This is a genomic window from Kitasatospora sp. NPDC057965 (genome assembly GCF_042887135.1).
GTDB lineage: Bacteria > Actinomycetota > Actinomycetes > Streptomycetales > Streptomycetaceae > Kitasatospora.
The window spans coordinates 61,375-79,350 of the sequence record NZ_JBHVPZ010000006.1 but is presented as its reverse complement, the minus strand read 5'-3'; the positions used below and the strand labels follow the sequence as shown (position 1 = coordinate 79,350).

The 17,976-nt window shown below is 71.7% G+C and carries 13 protein-coding genes and 4 pseudogenes; 8 read left to right on the top strand and 9 right to left on the bottom strand.

Annotated features, from left to right (window positions below):
• Positions 1–155: 155 nt before the first annotated feature.
• Both ACFVVU_RS09395 and ACFVVU_RS09390 read left to right on the top strand, forming a co-directional pair.
• Complete coding sequence (locus tag ACFVVU_RS09395) at positions 156–371, top strand: hypothetical protein (protein ID WP_387788929.1); 216 nt, start codon at positions 156–158, stop codon at positions 369–371.
• The gene (locus tag ACFVVU_RS09390) at positions 368–3,214 is read left to right on the top strand and encodes a hypothetical protein (protein WP_387788928.1); all 2,847 of its coding nucleotides are present in this window, start codon (positions 368–370) and stop codon (positions 3,212–3,214) included. The genes ACFVVU_RS09395 and ACFVVU_RS09390 overlap by 4 nt, the downstream gene beginning before the upstream one ends.
• Before the next feature lie 251 nt (positions 3,215–3,465).
• On the opposite strand, the gene ACFVVU_RS09385 is transcribed toward ACFVVU_RS09390, so the two are convergent.
• Both ACFVVU_RS09385 and ACFVVU_RS09380 read right to left on the bottom strand, forming a co-directional pair.
• Positions 3,466–4,107 (bottom strand): GNAT family N-acetyltransferase, encoded by a 642-nt coding sequence (locus ACFVVU_RS09385; RefSeq protein WP_387788927.1) that lies wholly within the window; start codon positions 4,105–4,107, stop codon positions 3,466–3,468.
• A 154-nt stretch (positions 4,108–4,261) separates the two neighbouring features.
• Positions 4,262–5,656, bottom strand: a complete 1,395-nt coding sequence (locus tag ACFVVU_RS09380; RefSeq protein ID WP_380682710.1) for an MFS transporter — start codon at positions 5,654–5,656, stop codon at positions 4,262–4,264.
• Positions 5,657–5,803: 147 nt separating this feature from the next.
• On the opposite strand from ACFVVU_RS09380, the gene ACFVVU_RS09375 reads away from it, so the two are divergent.
• Positions 5,804–6,280, top strand: a complete 477-nt coding sequence (locus tag ACFVVU_RS09375; RefSeq protein ID WP_380682711.1) for a winged helix-turn-helix transcriptional regulator — start codon at positions 5,804–5,806, stop codon at positions 6,278–6,280.
• A 332-nt stretch (positions 6,281–6,612) separates the two neighbouring features.
• Here the strand turns inward: ACFVVU_RS09375 and ACFVVU_RS09370 are convergent, their stop codons facing one another.
• Entirely contained in the window at positions 6,613–6,951 is a 339-nt protein-coding gene (locus tag ACFVVU_RS09370) for a hypothetical protein (protein WP_387788926.1), read from the bottom strand.
• A 35-nt stretch (positions 6,952–6,986) separates the two neighbouring features.
• Here ACFVVU_RS09370 and ACFVVU_RS09365 point away from each other — a divergent pair.
• Positions 6,987–7,127 (top strand): annotated as a pseudogene (locus ACFVVU_RS09365) (IS630 family transposase); the annotation flags it as partial.
• 109 nt (positions 7,128–7,236) lie between these two features.
• Here the strand turns inward: ACFVVU_RS09365 and ACFVVU_RS09360 are convergent.
• A complete protein-coding gene (locus ACFVVU_RS09360) occupies positions 7,237–8,781 on the bottom strand; it encodes an FMN-binding glutamate synthase family protein (RefSeq protein WP_387788925.1) in 1,545 nt (514 codons plus the stop codon).
• Between the two features lie 912 nt (positions 8,782–9,693).
• Positions 9,694–10,086: pseudogene (locus ACFVVU_RS09355) on the bottom strand (aldo/keto reductase); the annotation flags it as partial.
• 753 nt (positions 10,087–10,839) lie between these two features.
• Between ACFVVU_RS09355 and ACFVVU_RS09350 the strand changes: the two are divergent.
• Entirely contained in the window at positions 10,840–10,989 is a 150-nt protein-coding gene (locus tag ACFVVU_RS09350; protein WP_380682713.1) for a hypothetical protein, read from the top strand.
• Positions 10,990–11,286: 297 nt separating this feature from the next.
• Complete coding sequence (locus tag ACFVVU_RS09345; RefSeq protein ID WP_387788923.1) at positions 11,287–11,628, top strand: hypothetical protein; 342 nt, start codon at positions 11,287–11,289, stop codon at positions 11,626–11,628.
• A 147-nt stretch (positions 11,629–11,775) separates the two neighbouring features.
• Here ACFVVU_RS09345 and ACFVVU_RS09340 read toward each other — a convergent pair whose 3' ends face one another.
• On the bottom strand, positions 11,776–12,654 hold the full coding sequence (locus tag ACFVVU_RS09340) for an alpha/beta fold hydrolase (RefSeq protein ID WP_380682715.1): 879 nt from the start codon (positions 12,652–12,654) through the stop codon (positions 11,776–11,778).
• Positions 12,655–12,766: 112 nt separating this feature from the next.
• Here ACFVVU_RS09340 and ACFVVU_RS09335 point away from each other — a divergent pair, with 112 nt between their 5' ends.
• Together ACFVVU_RS09335 and ACFVVU_RS09330 are read left to right on the top strand one after the other, a co-directional pair.
• Complete coding sequence (locus ACFVVU_RS09335; protein WP_387788921.1) at positions 12,767–14,704, top strand: BTAD domain-containing putative transcriptional regulator; 1,938 nt, start codon at positions 12,767–12,769, stop codon at positions 14,702–14,704.
• A 196-nt stretch (positions 14,705–14,900) separates the two neighbouring features.
• Positions 14,901–15,185, top strand: a pseudogene (locus ACFVVU_RS09330) (transposase); the annotation flags it as partial.
• 48 nt (positions 15,186–15,233) lie between these two features.
• On the opposite strand, the pseudogene ACFVVU_RS09325 reads toward ACFVVU_RS09330, so the two are convergent.
• From ACFVVU_RS09325 to ACFVVU_RS09315, 3 genes and pseudogenes are all read right to left on the bottom strand, one after another.
• Positions 15,234–15,455 (bottom strand): annotated as a pseudogene (locus ACFVVU_RS09325) (transposase); the annotation flags it as partial.
• Between the two features lie 204 nt (positions 15,456–15,659).
• The gene (locus ACFVVU_RS09320; RefSeq protein WP_387788920.1) at positions 15,660–16,193 is read right to left on the bottom strand and encodes a hypothetical protein; all 534 of its coding nucleotides are present in this window, start codon (positions 16,191–16,193) and stop codon (positions 15,660–15,662) included.
• Between the two features lie 534 nt (positions 16,194–16,727).
• On the bottom strand, positions 16,728–17,738 hold the full coding sequence (locus ACFVVU_RS09315) for a GNAT family N-acetyltransferase (protein WP_387788918.1): 1,011 nt from the start codon (positions 17,736–17,738) through the stop codon (positions 16,728–16,730).
• Positions 17,739–17,976 lie beyond the last annotated feature (238 nt).

Below are 17,976 nucleotides of genomic sequence, written 5' to 3'. Positions count from 1 at the left end.
TGAACTCGCCGTCCTCCGGGTGGTGGGAGGCGGAACGGCCCGCGTGGGCTCGGCCGGATTTCCGCGATCCGGGCCCACCGTCGGCGATGTTCTGACATCCTCGCCGAAAGTTTCCGATGTGCGACACGGGGTGGGCTTTGCGGTACACGATCAGCGTGAGCGCGTTCCTCGCGATCACCACCGTCGTCCGCCTGCGCCTGCGCCTGCGTCGGTGGATCCGGCCCGGCTCCCCGAACGACGACCCGGTGACTGTGCTGAGCGCCGCCGCCCCCGGGGCGCTGATCGCCGCACCGCGCCGGGCCGGAGCATCCACCAGGCCGTCGACCACGAGCCCTGTCGCGGGGGCCGGGGACAGGAGGGTTCACCAGTGACCAGCCCGGACGAAACCGCGGCCCCCCGGCCCGCGGACGCCGGTCCGCGGGCCGCGCACCGCCCCGCCGCCTGGGTACGCACCCGGCTGCGCGCGGCCCCGCTCGCCGCGCTGCTCACCGCCGCCCTCGCGTTCGGCACCGTCTTCCTGGCGACGGCCTACCCCCGCCTGCTCGACCGGACCGCCGACCAGGGCCTGCGCGAGTTCCTGCGCGACCGGGGCCCGGCGGCCACCAGCGTCTTCGCCGTGTCCGACCGGGGCATCGACGACCGGGGCCGGGTCGACCGGGCCGAGGGCCCGCGGGCCGACGCCGCGCGCCTGGACACCGACGCCGCCCTGCTCGCCGCCCGCACCGGCATCCTCGGCGTCGCTCCGGGCGACGTGGTCCACGGTTCCCGCAGCCGCAAGCCGCGCACCCTCGTCGACCCCGGTCTGACCCGGCCCGACGACGCCGACCCGACGATGGACCTGCTCTACGTCCAGGGCCTGCGCGACCACGTGACGCTCGCCGAGGGCAGCTGGCCCGGCACCCCGGTACCGGGGCAGCCCGTCCCGATCGCGATCAGCCGCGACGCCGCGGACACCATGGGCATCCGCCTCGGTGCCGTCCTCAGGACCGGTTCGTCCTCGCTCGACGACGAGGCACCCCGGGCCGAGGTGGTCGGCATCCTCCGCGTCAACGACCACAACGACCCCTACTGGACCGACCTGCCCTGCCCCGACCGGGCCTGTCTCAACGTCCTCCGGCGCCAGGGCAAGCTGCCCGCCAGGTACTGGCGCACCGCCGGCCTGGTCGACGGCACCGCCCTCGAACAGGTGCGGACCTGGCAGCTCGGCGCCCAGGACTTCTGGCGCCTGCCCGTCGGCGTCGACGGCCTGCGCGCCGACCGCCTCGCCGAGACCGACCAGGCGCTCGCCTCCTACCTCACCGGGGCCACCGCCAACACCCTGGCCAACGAGACCCAGCGCCCCGGCCTGCGGATCACCTCCCCGCTTCCCGTGCTCTTCCGCCAGGCCACCGCCCGCAGGGAAGCGGCCGCATCGCTCGCCACGATCGGCCCGGCCGGCCTCGCCGGCGTCGGCGCCGTCGTGCTCTGCCTGGCCGTTGCACTCACCGGCGACCGACGGCTTGCCGAACTGCGACTGCTCCAGGCCCGCGGCGCCTCCCGCACCGGCGCCGTGCGGCGGCTGCTCGGCGAGGGCGCGGTGACCGTCCTGCCGGCCTCCGCCCTCGCGACCGCGCTCGCCCTGTGGCTGCTTCCCACCCCGCGCTGGGGCACCGCCGTCCTGGCCGCCACCGCCGTCGCCCTGTTCAGCCTGCTCGCCTTCCCGCTGCGCGCCGCCCGGCTCTGGTCCCGAGCCCGGCCCGGCGGCCGCCGCCGACGCCTGGTCGCCGAACTCGCCGTCCTGGCCCTGACCGCCGCCGCCGTGGCGGAGGTCCGGCGGCGCGGCGTCGCCACCACCGAAGAGGGCGCCGACCCGCTGCTGGTCGTCGCGCCGCTGCTGCTCGCCCTCACCGGCGGACTGCTGCTCGCCCGCCTCCAACCACTGCCGCTCGGCGCCCTCGGCCGGATCGCCGCCCGGCGGCCCGGCGCCGTCGGCTTCCTCGGCCTGGCCCGCGCCGCCTGCGGCACCGGCGAACGCAAGGGCCCCTCCGCGCTGCCGCTGCTCGCCCTGCTGCTCGCCGTCACCACCGCCGGCTTCGGCGCCACCGTGCTGGGCGCCGTCGACACCGCCCGCGCCCACGCCGCCCGGATCAGCGTCGGCGGCGACGCCTCCGTGCTCGTCCCGATCGGCGTCACCGTCCCACCCGCCTTCTCCGAGGCCGCCGCCGAGCTGCCCGGCATCCGGGCCTCCGCGCCGGTCTGGGCCGACACCGAGGTCTTCGTCCTCGGCGGCGGCGACACCATCCGGATCTTCGCCGTGGTCGCCGAACCGGCCGCGTACGCGGAGATCTCCCGCTCGCTCGGCCGCGGCGCCTTCGACCCCGCCGCGCTGTCCGGCGGCGCCGGCGGATCGGACACGCCGGTGCCCGCCCTGCTCTCCACCGCGCTCGCCAAGCAGCTCGGCCCCGAGAGCACCCACCGCCTGGGCCTGCCGAACGGCGGCGAACTGCTCACCGCCACCGCCGGCACCGTCGACGCCACCCCCGCCCTCCAGGGCGACGACCGCCTGTTCGTCGTCCTGCCGGCCGGCCCGGCCGCCGCCCTCGTCCCCGAACTCGGCCGTCCCAACCTCTGGCTGGCCACCGGCCCCGTCGACCAGGACGCCCTCCGACGCCTGGTGCGCGAACGCATCGCCACCGGCAACGAACGCACCGCGCCCGCCCCCGACGGCCAGGCCGCCCTGCCGGACGGCTACACCGTGCGCACCAGCGCCGCCGTCACCGCCGAACTGGGCGACGACCCGCTCCAGGACTCCGCGGCCCGGCTGTTCTGGACAGCCGTCCTCGGGGCGGGCGCCCTCGCCCTGCTCGCGGCCCTGCTGACCCTGGTCCGGGCCGCCCCCGAACGCACCGCCCTGCTCGCCCGGCTGCGCACCATGGGCCTGCGTCCCCGGCAGGGCCTGGCCCTCATCCTGGTCGAGACCCTGCCGCAGACCGTGGCCGCGGCGGTCGGCGGTGGCCTCGTCGCCCTGGGCGCCGTCGCCCTGCTCGGCCCGTCCTTCGACCTGTCGATCCTGGTCGGCGCGGAGACCCCGCGCGGCCTGCCGGTCGCCGTCCCGCCGGTCCTGCTGCAGACCGCCGGCCTCGCCGCGCTCGTCGCGGCCGGCGTCGTCGCCGAGGCACTCATCGCCGGCCGGCGCCAGATCACCACCGAACTGCGCGCGGGGGACCAGCGATGACAGCCCCGGCAGCCCCGGCCAGGCCACGACGCGACCTCCCCCACTGGTGTTCGGCAGGGGAGTGGCTCCATCGAGCGGTAGCGACGTCGCTTGTCGACGGGTTTGGGAAGCGCCCTGTTCCACGGATGGACGATGTCGACGAGTTTGGGGGCACCGGGGTTCTTGCTGCCGACGCGAATGGGGACACCTGTCGCCGGGCAGCCCGGCACGGATCCGTCCGCAAGGTCGAACGTCGGGTTGTGCCGGGTGTGTCAGAGCCGTCTCGTGGTGAACAAGGTGGTCCCGCGTACCGCGTCCACTTCCTTCCGCTCGGTCTCGGTGAACCCGACCTTGGCCAGCACTCGGCGAGAAGCGGTGTTCCAGTCCCAGACGGTGGCCCACAGGCGTTCGTATCCGGATGATCGCGCCCAGTCCAGAACCGCCAACGAGGCCTCGGTCGCGTATCCCTGACACCAGACTCGGCGCAGCAGCTCGAATGCCAGTTCCGGCTCGCCTGCCGCTCCTCGCCCGCTGTCGACCAGCCCGCAGTAGCCGATGACGTCACCAGACGCCTTCCGCTCGACCGCCAGCAACCCGTTCGACCACACCTTGTGGGTGCGGATCGAATCTGCGAGCTCCGCGACCGTGGGGTGTCCGTCCGTGTCGATCCGGCGGTGCGGCGGCACTCGTGGATCGCGTTCGGTCCACAGCTCACGCTGGACGACAGCCTCGTCCACTCGCCAAGGCCTGAGCAGCAGCCGACTCGTCTCGAGTAGAACCTCGCTGCCCGGCGCGTCAACAGTCATGGCAGCAACCATCTCACAGGCGAACGGGTCGGCCACGTCCGGCTGGAACGGCTCGAACGGCTCGGTGGTGCGGATCGCGTGTGCCAGGTCGCGGTAGACCTGGCGCACGTTGCTACCCGGATGCTGTCTGCCATGTCGGTGTTCCTTCCTTGCCGCCCGAACGGGTCGGGACGGTCCGGATGATGTCGAGTTCGGGGGAAGGATCCGCGGGCGGGAACACGGCCGGGTCACCGGTCACGTTCCCGCCCGCGACGTCGGGGGATCAGGGGGCGGCGACGGCCGAGTCCTTGGCGGCGTCCTTCGCCACAGCCTCGGCATCGCGCAGCACCACGAAGGTGACCAGCCAGCCCAGGAAGACGAAGCCGGCCGCGCAGACGAACGCGAGGCTGTAGCCGTCGCGCAGCGCCGCGATCTGCGCGACGCCATCGGCGACGCGGCTGTTGCTGTGCGAGGTGGCCACCGTGGCCAGCACCGCCAGGCCGACCGCAGCACCCGCCTGCTGGGCGGTGTTGTTCAGGCCGGAGGCCAGACCGGCGTCGCTGGGCCGGGCGCCGGACATGGCGCGCATGATGACCGAGGGAATGGTCAGGCCCATGCCCAGGCCCTGGATGACCAGGGTCGGCGCGACGTCCACCCAGTAGTCACCGTCGACCGGCGCCCGGCTGAGCAGCAGCAGACCGACGCCCAGCAGCAGCAGGCCGGTCAGCAGGACCCGGCGGGTGCCGAAGCGGGCGACCAGCTTGGCGGAGAAGAACAGCGAGATGGTGCCGATCACCAGCGGCGCCGGCAGGAACGCCAGGCCGGTCTGCATCGAGTCGAAGCCGAGCACCCGCTGAAGGTAGAGCGCGTTCAGGAACTGGAAGCCGAAGCCGGCCGCGAAGGCCAGCACGACCACGGTGTTGGCGCCGTCGATCTCCCGGTTGCGGAAGATCCGCAGGGCCAGCAGCGGGCTGGCCGCCTTGGCCTGGCGCAGCAGGAACCCGGCCAGCAGCACCAGCGAGATCAGGCCGTAGGCGGCGAGCTCACCGCCGCCGTACTGGTCCTCGGAGACCTGCGAGATGGTGAAGACGCCCAGCGAGAGGCCCAGCGTGACCAGCAGTGCGCCGAGCGCGTCGGCCCCCGCCCTCAGCCCGAGTCCGGCCTGTGGGGTGAGCTCGCGCAGGCCCGCGATGCCGGCCACCACGCCGATCGGCAGGTTGATCAGGAAGACCCAGTGCCAGCCCAGCGCGTCGGTGATCACGCCGCCCGCGATCAGGCCGACCGAAGCGCCGCCCGCGGAGACGAAGCTGTAGATGCCCATCGCCTTGGCCTGCTCACCGGGCTCCGGGTAGAGGCCCACGATCATGCCGAGCACCACGGCGGAGGCGAGTGCCGCGCCGACGCCTTGGACGAACCGTCCGGCGATCAGCAGTCCTGCGGTGTTCGCGACGCCGCAGATCAGCGAGGCGACCGTGAAGGTCGCCAGGCCGGCCAGGAAGACCTTCTTGTTGCCGATCAGGTCGCCCAGCCGCCCGGAGAGCAGCAGCAGGCCGGCGAACGCGATCAGGTAGGAGTTGACGACCCAGGACAGGCCGCCCTGCGAGAACTCCAGGTCGTTCTGGATCGTGGGAAGGGCGACAGTGACGATCGTCCCGTCCAAGATGATCATCAACTGCATCGCGCACAGGATCGTCAGCGCCCTGCCACGAGAACTTGCTTGACCGGTGTCCGTGCGGTTCACAATCGTCGCCTTCTCCCTAGGTGCACGTCTTGTTACGGAGTACATGGTCTGGAACTATTGGGCCGTGCGGAAGGAGGAACTTCTATGTCCCAGAGGAACAGCGATGTGACCCCGCAGGTCAGCGGCCTGCCGGAGTGCGAATCCCCTGCGGCCGAGGCTGCCTGCTCGGTGCTCGAGGTCCTCGGTCGGGTGAGCGGGAAGTGGAGCATCGGGATCCTGCTGGTCACCACCCAGGGACCCACCCGGTTCACCGAGCTGGAGCGCCAGGTCAAGGGGATCAGCCGACGGATGCTCACCCTGACGCTGCGCAACCTGGAGCGGGACGGCCTGCTGGAGCGGACCGTCTACCCGACCGTGCCGCCCAAGGTCGAGTACCAGGCCACCCCGATGGCCTGTGAGCTGTACGACTCGCTGTTGGCGCTGACCGGTTGGGCCGAGCGCCATCTGCACGAGATCGACCGCTCCCGGCTGGAGTACGACGAGCGCACCGCCCCGGCCGAGGGCCGCGTCCCGGTCGCATCAACCGCAATTCCGCACAATCGCTCATCGGCCGCGAAGTAGCGCTTCACTCCCACCTCGGAAGCGGTGTGGCACGTGATGTCCAATGCGCGTCGGGCCGGCGAACGTCCGTCTCGACGCCACCGAGCTCGGCGAGTGCTTCGGATACTCATCCCGAACAGCAGCGGCCCCACACTCACGAAGGGCTCGAATGCCCACTGCTGTCGTTCGCTGTCCGGCAGAGCGTTCCACAAGCTCATTGCGGCGCAACCTACGACGATCCACTCGGCCGAGATCTGGGGCCTGCTGGCACTACCCCGCCTGCGGACGGGGATTCGGGGGTGGACGTTGGGGATGTGAGTACGTGACGAGGCGCGCGCTGGCGGGTGGGGGCGTTACTCGAACGGTTCGTCGCTCCAGCGGAACCAGGCCTGGTCGCCGTCGATGTGAAGCAGGAACTCGGCGACGGGCCCTGTTGGCGCGGCCAGGAGCAGGCGGCCGCAGATCTGATCGATGACTGGCTCCCACTGGTCCCAGTCCTCCGCTTCGAGCAGCGCGAGCTCCCGGTCGAACAGTGGCTTCCAGACGGCGAATGCCGGCGTCGCCGAGAAGCGACCGGACAGCCAGGGGACGTCACCCTCCTCGATCACGATCTCCCCGACCAGCTCGTCCCCCTGCAGCAGCCGCCAAACCTCACCCGCCGCCCACACGCCCGTCGCCCTCCACGCCATCATCAACCGACCCGGCAACACCCGGCCACGTACCTGCGACAACCGAGAAGTCGCAGATCCAGGCCCTGGACCGCTCCCAACCGGTGCTGCCGATGATGCCCGGGGTTCCCGAACGCCGCAGCCACGACTCCGTCCGCGCGGGAACCGCCGCCCTCTTCGCCACACTCGACACCGCCACCGACAAGGAGCGCCGAAGCCGGGACCGGTACCCGAGGGGTCACCGGCCGGCGCCCCGCCCGGACTCCGCGCGGCGGAGCCCTGGGCGCGGCGCCGGCCGCCGTCGACGGATCAGACGGCCGGCCTGCGGACGGTGGCCGGTTCGGTGGTGAGGAGTGCCGTGATCTCATCGGCGAGGTGCGGGCCGAGCTCGCCCCAGCCGTCCTTGTAGCCGTAGACGCCGCCCAGGGTGCGGGCCTCGTAGTCGCCGTTCAGGATCTCGATGTCGTTGGCCGTGATGAGTGCCGGGTGGGCGACACCGACGGCCGACGAGACCTTCATCAGCTCCTTGCGCAGGGTGCGCAGGTAGACGGCGGCCCGGGTGGCCTTCGAGGCCGGGTCGAGGCCGCGGGCCAGCCACGGGTTCTGGGTGGCGATGCCGGTGGGACACCTGTCGGTGTGGCACTTCTGCGCCTGGATGCAGCCGATGGACAGCATCGCCTCACGGGCCACGTTGATCATGTCGGCACCCAGGGCGAAGGCGACCGCGGCGTTCTCGGGCAGGCCGAGCTTGCCGGAGCCGATGAAGGTCAGGTCGTCGGTCAGCCCCAGCTCGGCGAAGGTGCCGTAGACGCGGGAGAAGCCCATCCGGAACGGCAGCGACACCGAGTCGGCGAACATCCGCGGGGCCGCGCCGGTACCGCCCTCGCCCCCGTCGATGGTCACGAAGTCGACACCACGGTCACCACGTGCCATCAGCGCGGCCAGCTCCTGCCAGAAGCCCATCTCGCCCACCGCGCTCTTGACCCCGACCGGCACTCCGGTCTCGGTGGCGAGCAACTCGACGAAGTCGAGCATCGAGTCGACGTCGCTGAACGCGGTGTGCCGCGACGGGGACGCGCAGTCCTCGCCGACCGGAATGCCGCGGATCCCGGCGATCTCCGGGGTCACCTTCGCGCCCGGCAGCATCCCTCCCAGCCCCGGCTTGGCGCCCTGGGAGAGCTTGATCTCTATCGCCTTGACCGGGGCGCCGGCGACCACCTCCTTGAGCTTGTCGAGGTTGAAACTGCCGTCCTCGTTGCGGCAGCCGAAGTACGACGTACCGAGCTGGAGGACGAGGTCGCCGCCGTTGCGGTGGTAGGGCGAGAGGCCGCCCTCGCCCGTGTTGTGCATCGCGCCCGCCAGCGCCGCCCCCTTGTTGAGCGCCGTGATGGCCGCGCCGGAGAGCGATCCGAAGCTCATCGCGGAGATGTTCACCACGCTCGCCGGTCGGAACGCCTTGGCGCGCCCGCGCGGCCCGCCCAGCACCTTGGCCGAGGGTAGGGGAGCCTGCGGGTCGTGCGCGTCGGGCAGAGCGCCGGCGAACGTGCGCTGCTTCAGGTAGGCGTGCCCCTGCACGTGCGCGACGTCGACTTCGGTTCCGAACCCGAAGTAGTTGTTCTCCTCCTTCGCCGACGCGTAGATCCAGGTGCGCTGGTCACGACTGAACGGGCGCTCCTCCTCGTTCGAGGCCACGATGTACTGCCGCAGCTCCGGCCCTATCCGCTCCACCAGGTACCGGGCGTGCCCGACCACCGGGAAGTTCCGGAGCAGTGCGTGCCTCTTCTGGATGAGGTCGCGGGCAGCCAGAAGCGTCACCGCTGTTGCGGCGGCCGCGCCGATCCTTCGGGCGTGCATGAACGTTCCTCCTCGATGCACGACTCCATCGCCAGGCGGTGGAGTCGCGTTGTGTCGTGTCGGGCGGTGGACGCACGGCCGAGCGGGCATCAGCGTCCGTCGAAGAATGCGAAATGATAGTAAAAGGGCAGGCGGACAGGGATGTGGCCAGGGGCTGCTCCCGGGTTCGGCTGCGCGTTAGCGGGAGACGGGGGACAAGGAGGCAGGGGATCGGTGAGGGTCGCGATCCGCGCGCTTCGCGCGACCGCTCCCACGGTGGCGTCGGCGACCCCCGCCCCCGCCCCCGCATGATCGCCCAGAAGATGCCCGGCGATGTCACCCGGCGCCTCTTCGAGGCCCGCGACGCCGGAGCCACCCAAGCCCAACGGAGAGCCGGATGACCGACTCGGTGCACTCTCGGTCGCGCCGCTGCTGGGTGGCCCGGTCCCGCATCCGCTGGACCGCGCCCTCGTCGGTGGCGGCGGCCGGGGCCATCACGGTCATGGAGCCGTTGCCGAGGACGGCGAGGAGTTCCTGCTCGACCTCGCGGGTCAGTGGACCTGGTCGTCGATGGCGATGCGGTCTGCGGCCTTCACCCGTGGGTGAGGTGGGGCGGGCGACGGTGGGTTCGTTCGGTCGATGCTTGAGGGTGCTTGTCCTTCACGTCTGTGCGCGTCGCCGGGGCGACAGGAGGGGTCAGCGCGCGAAGCTCCAGAATCCGATGAGCGGGGCGGCTGCGGCGACGAGGCAGACGAGGAAGGCGGCCGCCCACGTGGCCAGGCCTGCTGACGTGGTGGTGTGCTCTTCGTCCGTCGCATGAGCACGGTGTGGCAGCGGAGCCGTGTGAGGGGTCGAATGTGCTTCCACGTCTGGTCCTTCCGGTCGTCGTTCCTGTGCTGACCGAGTGTCCGGTGTGGCCGTGCCGCCGGTGCAGTCGGTGCGCAGGCGCTTGAGGCTGTCCTCGATGGAGCGCTCGGTGGCCTCGGCGGTCCACACGTGGAGGACCTTGTTGGGGTTGCCGTGCTCGAAGATGCCGCCCTTCTCGCCGAGGTCGCGCTCGCCCTCCTCCACCTCGTCGAGGATGACGCGGCCGACCTTGGTGGACAGCACGTACTCCTCACGCGGCTTGGTGGCGAGGACCTCGCCCAGGCGCTCCTCGGCCAGGCCCGCGCCGTAGAAGGGGGCGGTGTCGTAGTAGCGGACGCCCTGGTCCCAGGCGGCCTCGACGGTGGCGGCGGCCTCCTCGTCGGGGATCGCGCGGAACATGTTGCCCAGCGGGGCGGTGCCGAAGCCGAGCTTGCCGGGAAGGATCTTCTTCAGGGACATGACAGTGCCTTTTCGATCAGCGTCGCCGAGGGCATGGCGGCGCCCCGGCGTGGGGTGGCGGGCTGTCCGTTGGGGCCGGCGGCGGTGCGGGTGAGGCCGCGGCGGCGATTGCGAGGCGGCACTTCGCAGAGTCGGAGGTGAGGCGCTCCGGGTGGATGCAGAAGCGCCTTACATGTGAAGACAATAGTTGCATGCGCTTGCTATTGCAAGTGTTGTCGCTGTGCCGGACAGTCGCTCCGACGTTCAGCCGGGGCAGGGCGTCGCATCATGCGGTCCCGCCCACCTCACCGCCGCCCACAACCGCTCGCAAGCCGAAGCAGCCCCGACCGGCCCGCGCTCACCGTGCTGCCCGCCGGCACACCCGCAGGCCGGCCGAACATCGCAAGCTCTGCCCCCGGGCGGCCTGCTGCAGGCTGCCCTCGGGACCGGGAGACGCCCGGCCCGCATCGCTGGAGGAGTGCATCGTGTCCGAGGTCCTGGAGCACCCGCGGTGGCCACCTGCCGCACCGCGACTACAGCGCGCAGGTTGTCGCCGAACCGGAGGGCATGGGACGCGGGCCCGGCGGCTGGGAGCTGGGGGAGGAGAACAGCCCGCCCGGCGGCCGAGCGCTGCGCGCGCAGCTCGGATGGGGCGCCGGACAGTCACGACCACCCCGAGACCCCGGACTCCGTCCTGCTGCTCACCATGAACTGGAGCGGTATCGGCGGTATGGCTGGGACACCGAGTGTCTGATCGACGGCGACGGTCCGCGGGTGTTTCTGGACGTCCCCGCCGACGCCGAGCCCGCCACCGTGACCCCGCTCCCGGAACAGGTGATGACCAACCAGGACGACCCGGCCCGCTGGACCGGATCGGAACGCCTCCACGAAGCCGTCGTCGACATCTGGCGTGCCGACATCTGAGCCGCCACCGCCGGGCGGCATGTTCGCGGCCGAAAAGACCCTGGTCGCGCCCCTGGCCACCGCCGATCAGCGGGTCCCGTGTCTGCGCCACGGCGGCCCCACCACAGCGCCACCGGGCCGCCGGGCAGAGCAGCCGCGCCACGTCCTCCCGGCGCGGCTGGCTTCCCCCCCCCCCGGCCGGTCCCCGCGGAACGCTCCCCCCGTCGTTCCCCGGGACCCGGCCGCCTGCACCCCGTGCCCGCCCGGCCGGGTGCCCGCAGGGGAACCGGCCGCCGGGCAGCGGATTGGGGGGAGAAGATGACGACCGCCGCCGCCGGCGCCGAGCGGCGGCTGTGGCTGCGCACCGAGTACGGCGCCATCATCGGCCACACCGAGGCGTGGACCTGGGGGCGCACCGTGCGGCTGCGGCTGCGGCGGATCCTGCACGAGGACGACGGCGAGAGCGGCATCATCGACGCCCGCCAGCTGGTGATGGCGCTGCGGATGGTCCTGCGAGGCGCCCAGATGTCCCGCCGGCACCTGGCCACCGAAACGGGCCGGGCGATCCTCGACGAGGGCCTGGCCGCGTTCACCGCCGCCGTTCCCGGCGGCAAGGAGGCCCGGACGTCCTGGTCATGCCGGCGCTCGCCCTCGTCCTGAGCGCGAGCCGCTTCGGCCGCCAGGTCCGTACCACCCGCTACCAGGCACCGCGCCCGCTCGGTCTGCCCGCCGCCCACGCCAGGCCGGGCGGCGCGCTGGAGCTCGCCGACCCGCCGTGGCCCAGCCGGCGAGTCGCGTACAGGAGGCTCAGCGGGCCAGCAGGTCCTGGATCGCCCCGGCGATCTCGTCGGGTGCCTCCTCGGCCATGAAGTGCCCCGCTCGGGTCAGCCGGTGGTCCAGGTCCGGCGCCCACGCCTTCCACACCGCGGCAGCGTCGTAGCCCAGCTGTGCGCCCCAGTCCTGCTGGACGACCGTCACGGGCATGGCCAGCTGCGACCCGGCGTCGAGGTCCGCCTGGTCGTGCGTGACGTCGATGCCCGCCGAGGCCCGGTAGTCCGCGACGATCGATGTCACCGCCGCGGCGCTCGCCCGCAGGTACTCGGCACGCACATCCTCCGGAATGGCGGTTGGGTCGTTTGCCCAGGCGTCGAGGAACGAGCCGAAGAACGCGTCCGCACTGCCTGCGATCATCGCCTCCGGCAGGCCCGGCGGCTGCGCCATCAGGAAGAGGTGGTAGCCGACCGCCGCCGAGGCACCGCGCAGGACGTTCCACATGTCGAGCGTCGGCACGATGTCGAGGATGCCCAGGTGCGTGATGGTCTCGGGGTGGTCCAACCCCGCCCGGAAGGCGACCAGGGCGCCCCGGTCGTGACCGACGAGGGCGAAGCGCTCGTGGCCGAGCGCCGCCGCCAGGGACACGACGTCGGCGGCCATGGTGCGCTTGGCGTACACATCGGGGTCGGTGGCCGCCGGCTTGTCGCTGGCGCCGTAGCCCCGCAGGTCAGGACAGATCACCGTGTGCCCGTCGGCGAGCCGCTCGGCGACGTGCCGCCACATCAGGTGGGTCTGGGGAAAACCGTGCAACAGCACGACCGGGCTGCCGCTGCCGCCTACAGCGGCAGCCAGCTCCACACCGTCCGCACCGGGCAGGCGGATGTGATCGAACCCGGGAATGGTGAGCGTCATGAGGGACCGTCCTTGCGGGTCGGGGACTTGACCGGATCAGCTTGGGCGACGGCGATCAGCAACCGATCAGTACGGTTGGGAGCAGTCGGCCCCTGGCACGGATGATGGGGGCATGCGAATCGACGTGCTCGGTGCGGTGCGGGCCCTCCGCGACGACGGCAGCCCGGTTGACCTGGGTGGACCCCGCCATCGTGAGGTACTTGCCCGGCTCGTCGCCGCCGAGGGGCGGATGGTCACCACCGACACCCTGGTCGATGACCTGTGGACCGATCCGCCGGCCCGCGCCGTGGGTGCTTTGCGTACGTTCGTCGCCGCGCTGCGCCGCGCCCTCGAACCCGACCGGCCGCCCCGCGATCCGCCGCGCGTACTCGTCACCGAAGGTCCCGGCTACGCGCTGCGCCTGCCGCGCGAGGACGTGGACGTCCATCGGTTCCAGGACACCCTGGCCCGTGCCCGCCGCAACCCCGACGCGGTGACCGACCTCGGCGCGGCACTCGCGGACTGGCGTGGACCCGCCTATGCCGATGTGACCGGCTCCGCATGGGCACAGCGCGAGCGGGCCCGGCTGGAGGAATTGAGGTTGGAGGGGGTGGAACTGCGCGCCCGGATCCTTCTCGACTCCGGGGGAGGGGCCGACCTCGTCGCCGAACTGGGTGCTCATGTCGCCGAACACCCGTGGCGCGAGCCGGCCTGGGAGCTGCTTGCCCGCGCGCTGTACCGCGCGGGCCGCCAGGCCGACGCGCTGGCTACCCTCCGCCGCGCCCGCGCGATGCTCGTCGACCAACTCGGACTCGACCCCGGTGCCGACCTTCAGCGCTTGGAGACGGACATCCTCAACGGGTCCGTGCCCCCCGAAGGAGCACGTACCGCGTGGACCGGCCATGGTGTCCGGCTCGGCCCGCGCACCATCGTGGATCTGGCCCGCACCCTCGCGCTGGCGGGCGGCGACGCCCTCGTCCACTCTCGGCGCGACCGCCTCGCCGCCATCCGTGCGGCGGAACGCACGGGAGACCCCTCCCTGACCGCCCGGATCATCGGTGCCTACGACGTGCCCGCCCTCTGGAGCCGGGCCGACGACCCCGAGCAGTCCCGCGCCGTCGTCGCGGCTGCCGAGCGCACGCTCACCGGGCTCGGCCCGGACGGCCCCGCCGACCTGCGCGCCCGCCTCCTGGCCACGGTCGCCGTCGAGAGCCGCAGCGCCGATCTGTCCGGGACCGAGCTGAAGCACGCGCAGCAGGCGGCGCTGCAGGCCGAGGCACTGGCACGGGACCTGGCCGATCCCGCCCTGCTCGCCTTCGCCCTCAACGGGGTGTTCCTGCAGTCCTTCACCTGCCCCGGGCTCACGGTGGTACGAGACCGGATCGGCGCCGAGATCCTCGACCTGGCCACCCGGCACGAGATGCCGAACTTCGCCGTACTCGGCCGACTCGTCCGCCTGCAATCCGCCTCCGCCCTCGGCGACCTCGACGCCGCGACCTCGCACGCCGATGCAGCCGACCAGCTCGCCGCCACCACCGAAGCGCCCCTCGTCCCCGTCCTCACCAGGTGGTTCAGGGCCCGGGCCACGGCCGCCCGCAGCACCGAACCCGGCGGACCGACCGCCGCCACGGCAGCAGCGCACTACCGCGCTGCCGAGAACGCCCTCCAGACGGCCGGAATGCCCGGGCTGCACCGCGGCCTCTTCCCGCTCGCCCTACTGGGACTGCGCCTGCTGCACGACCGGCCCGCACCCACCGACCCGCACCTCGACTGGGGCCCGTACAGGCCGTGGACGCGCCCCCTCGTACTGCTCGCCCAGGACCGGACCGACGAGGCCCGTGCCACCCTCGCCGCGGTGCCCGAACCACCGCGTGACCACATGCAGGAAGCCATGTGGTGCCTGACCGCCCGCGCCGCCGTACGCCTCGGCGCGCCCGGAATCGCCGCACGCGCCCATGCTGCCCTGCGCGAAGCCCGTGCCGAACATGCCGGCGCCACCAGCGGAATGCTGACCCTGGGCCCAGTGGCGCGCTACCTGGCTGAGGCGGAGGCGTGCGCCGGAGCGGGGTAAGCGACCGCAATCCGCGAACTCCGAGCCCGTGGTGATCCACTGCCCGTAAGTGAAGGCCCCGTCGTGGCGATCTGGGCGACAGCCTTGGTGGTCCCTGCTGGCGACCGCATCGTGGGGGGTGCCGAGCGGTCTGTTCGCAACTCTTCGCAACAGGTGTGACACTCGGCGATTCTCATAAATGAACAGTTGAGACCGCTGGGTCGACATCGGCTTCAAGAACGCCGTCGTCGAGCACGGGGCCGGCCTGGGCATCGACGTCGAAGTCGTCCATCGGAAGTCCGACACCCCCGGATTCCACGTCGTGAAAAGGCGATGGGTGGTCGAACGAAGTCTGGGGTGGATCATGCTCCACCGGCGCCTCGTCCGCGACTACGAAACCCTACCGGCCAGCTCCGAGGCCATGATCCACATCGCCTTTATCGACAACCTCGCCAAGCGCATAACGGGCGAGACCACACCAACCTGGCGAGGAACGTACTAGGTCATAAAGGGCAATCCCTTCAGATCAAACGCCCTCTGAGCTTGCCGCTTAACCCTGGTGCGCTTGGTGTTTCTTGATCGTCTTGGCGCGTTTGACGGTCTTGCCGACGTCGTGGCGCTTGGCGTGCTGCCGGTTCTTCGAGCCGGGAGGCCGTCCCGGACCCGCGTGGGACGGTTTCGGTGCGGCTGCTGGGCAGGTGGCTGTCGCGCGGACGTTGCGAAACCCCCGACGGACGTGGGCAGGGGTGAGGCGCCGTGGCTCGGCCGGTTGAGGTCCCCGCTCTTCCGGGTCCGGGCGCACCAGCAACTCATCCTCATGGGCATAGCCGCCGGTGAGTACGGTCGCCACGAACTGTGCGAAGCCGCCGTTGAAACGGTCGAGCGCGCCGTCGTTGAAATCGCAGAAGACGACCACCGGCCACTGCTCCGGGTCCGGGCCGGTGGTCAGCCAGCAGCAGTAGTTGTGGTCGAGCCTTCAGCCTGCTCGTACCTGGCGCTCGGGCCGGCCGGTTTCCGGGTCGAGGGCTACCACGAACACCTGGCCGCCCTGGGTGGCCAGCTTGATCCGGTTGGGTCCGTCCCACTGCGCCGAGGTCAGTGCGTTGTCGGGCGCGTCGCCGTTGAAGTAGCCGACCGGCCACCGTCGTGCGGTCAGGCCGGAGCCGGCGTCCACCGAGACCCACCAGAGCGGATCGATCATCGCAACACCCTCGTGGATCACCAGGCTGCGGTCGGAGCGGCCAGGAGCCGGCCGGTCCGCGGTCTTGTGCGGCGTGCTGCCGAAGACGAGCAGTGCGAGGGGCGAGGCCAGCAGTGCGCAGCCGAGGAGCGGGACCAGCAGCATTGTCCTGGTCATCCGGGAGCGGATCCCGATCAGGACGGCGAGGACAATCAGCACCAGTACCACGGCGCCGTACGGCAGCGGGTGGTAGAAGACCTCGATGAGCACCACCAGTCCGCCGTACCAGGCGGCTTGAGCCGCGGCGTAGGTCAGTGCGATGAGCAGCATCGCCGGCGTGAGCAGTCCGAGCGCGATGGTCCGTCGCTTGCGCCGCGACCAGCGGGGCCGGCCCGGGGGTATGCGCGCCTGCGGAGGCCGTGTGGGCCGTGGAGGGTGGGGTGGCGCCGTGGGTTGCGGGGGAGCGGGCGGCGGACCCGCCGCCCCCTGCGCCGCATTGCCCTCGGACACCGGTTCCCCGGAGAGCGGGTCCTTCGTTGCTCGACCGCTCCCGTCCACAGCCCTGCCCTTGTAATCGGTCGGCAGGGCCAGGCCCAGGTAGGCCTCCGACGCTTGCCACAACTCCGGCCGCGCCTGGCCCCACCACTCCGGCTTGCCAAGCCGATCTCTCAACTTGTCCAACGCCGTTGCCGGCATGACCGCCCCCATCTGCCGTGTCCCATTGGCACTGGAAGCATCCTGCCGCCACGGACCGACAGAACGGCGCCCGACCGAGCCGGTACATGGCGTTGTCCGTCCCTGCGGACCGGACCGGACCGGTGCGAGCGGCAGGTCGGCCCAGTGGGGGAACTGGGCGACCAGCAGTCAGCGCACGAGAGGTTCATCGATGTCCGCCTCGTCGGCGTGCATCTTGCCGATGGCAGGTGTCGTGCGCTGCTTCTCGAAGTGGGTGCTGCCGTCCGGCAGATCCCGCAGCGCGGTCCAGCCGAGCCGACGGTAGAAGCTGGGAGCGCGGCTGGAGGTATCGGTGGTCAGCCAGACGGTCGCATGGCGCTCGAACAGGAACGCCTCCGCGCGCTGCATGAGCATGCGCCCCAGACCGCGCCCCTCGAACTGCGGGCGGATGAAGCATGCGAAGACGCTGCCGGCCTCGGTGTCCGCCATCGCGAACCCGGCGGCCTGCCCTTCGACCTCGGCGATCCACAGACACGGGGACGCAGCCAACGCCTCCTTCACCGACTCCTTCGTGATCCCGAGCTCGGTGAGCTGCTCGTGCGAGAGATGGTTCTCGCGCACGCTGGTGCGGATGTCGAAGACCGCATCGATGTCGGCCTCGCCGGCGATCCTCACCGCCAGCCCCTTCACCAGAGGACGCTCGTAGCGGTCGTAGACGGTTCCACTCTGCTCACGGATCCGGCGGACCAGGGTGAAGCCCGCCCGCAGGGCGACCCGTGCGGACGCCTCGTTCTCCGGCTCCGCCTTCATCACCGCGCAGATCGCACCCTGGTCGGCCGCATACCGGCACGCCAGGTCGACCGCGCGGGTCGCCAGTCCCCGTCCGCGCCAGGCCGGGTAGAGCCCGTAGGCCACGTTCACCTGACCAAGCTCCAGACCCTCGCCCTCGAACCGCAGGTCAACCGTGCCGGCCAGGGTCTCTTCGGCACCGAACCGGATACCGAAGGCCCGCAGCGGCCCGTCAGCCTCCGACTGCTGAGCGCAGTGTACGAGGTACGCCTCGACGCTCTCCCGGGTTCCGGGGCCACCATTCAGCCAGCGCACCAGCTGTGTGTCCTCCCCGGCCAGGTGCGCCGACGCATCGTCGAGACGCAGGAGGGAGAGGGCGACGGTGCCGTCGGACAGGATGTGATTACGCATCCCGCGATTGTCGCAGCCGACACGCATCCGGACAATCCGATATTTTCGGATATCTCGTTCTGGTAGGTGCCGACACGCTGGGGAGAAAAGTGTGAACGGTGTGATGGTGGAACACCTCTGCATGGCCGACGCCACCGTCATCTACCCGCGATGGAAGCGATGCGACGCGGTCAGCGGGTTCGATCTTGCAGACGGTCAGGCCGCCACCGATGCCCCTTCCGCAGGGCCGACACCATCT

Coding starts and splice junctions, on each gene's coding strand:
- ACFVVU_RS09380 (WP_380682710.1), bottom strand. CDS start 5,656: ATGCAGTTGATGATCATCTTGGACGGGACGATCGTCACTGTCGCCCTT.
- ACFVVU_RS09375 (WP_380682711.1), top strand. CDS start 5,804: ATGTCCCAGAGGAACAGCGATGTGACCCCGCAGGTCAGCGGCCTGCCG.
- ACFVVU_RS09370 (WP_387788926.1), bottom strand. CDS start 6,951: ATGATGGCGTGGAGGGCGACGGGCGTGTGGGCGGCGGGTGAGGTTTGG.
- ACFVVU_RS09360 (WP_387788925.1), bottom strand. CDS start 8,781: ATGCACGCCCGAAGGATCGGCGCGGCCGCCGCAACAGCGGTGACGCTT.
- ACFVVU_RS09345 (WP_387788923.1), top strand. CDS start 11,287: ATGACGACCGCCGCCGCCGGCGCCGAGCGGCGGCTGTGGCTGCGCACC.
- ACFVVU_RS09340 (WP_380682715.1), bottom strand. CDS start 12,654: ATGACGCTCACCATTCCCGGGTTCGATCACATCCGCCTGCCCGGTGCG.
- ACFVVU_RS09335 (WP_387788921.1), top strand. CDS start 12,767: ATGCGAATCGACGTGCTCGGTGCGGTGCGGGCCCTCCGCGACGACGGC.
- ACFVVU_RS09320 (WP_387788920.1), bottom strand. CDS start 16,193: ATGCTGCTCATCGCACTGACCTACGCCGCGGCTCAAGCCGCCTGGTAC.
- ACFVVU_RS09315 (WP_387788918.1), bottom strand. CDS start 17,738: ATGCGTAATCACATCCTGTCCGACGGCACCGTCGCCCTCTCCCTCCTG.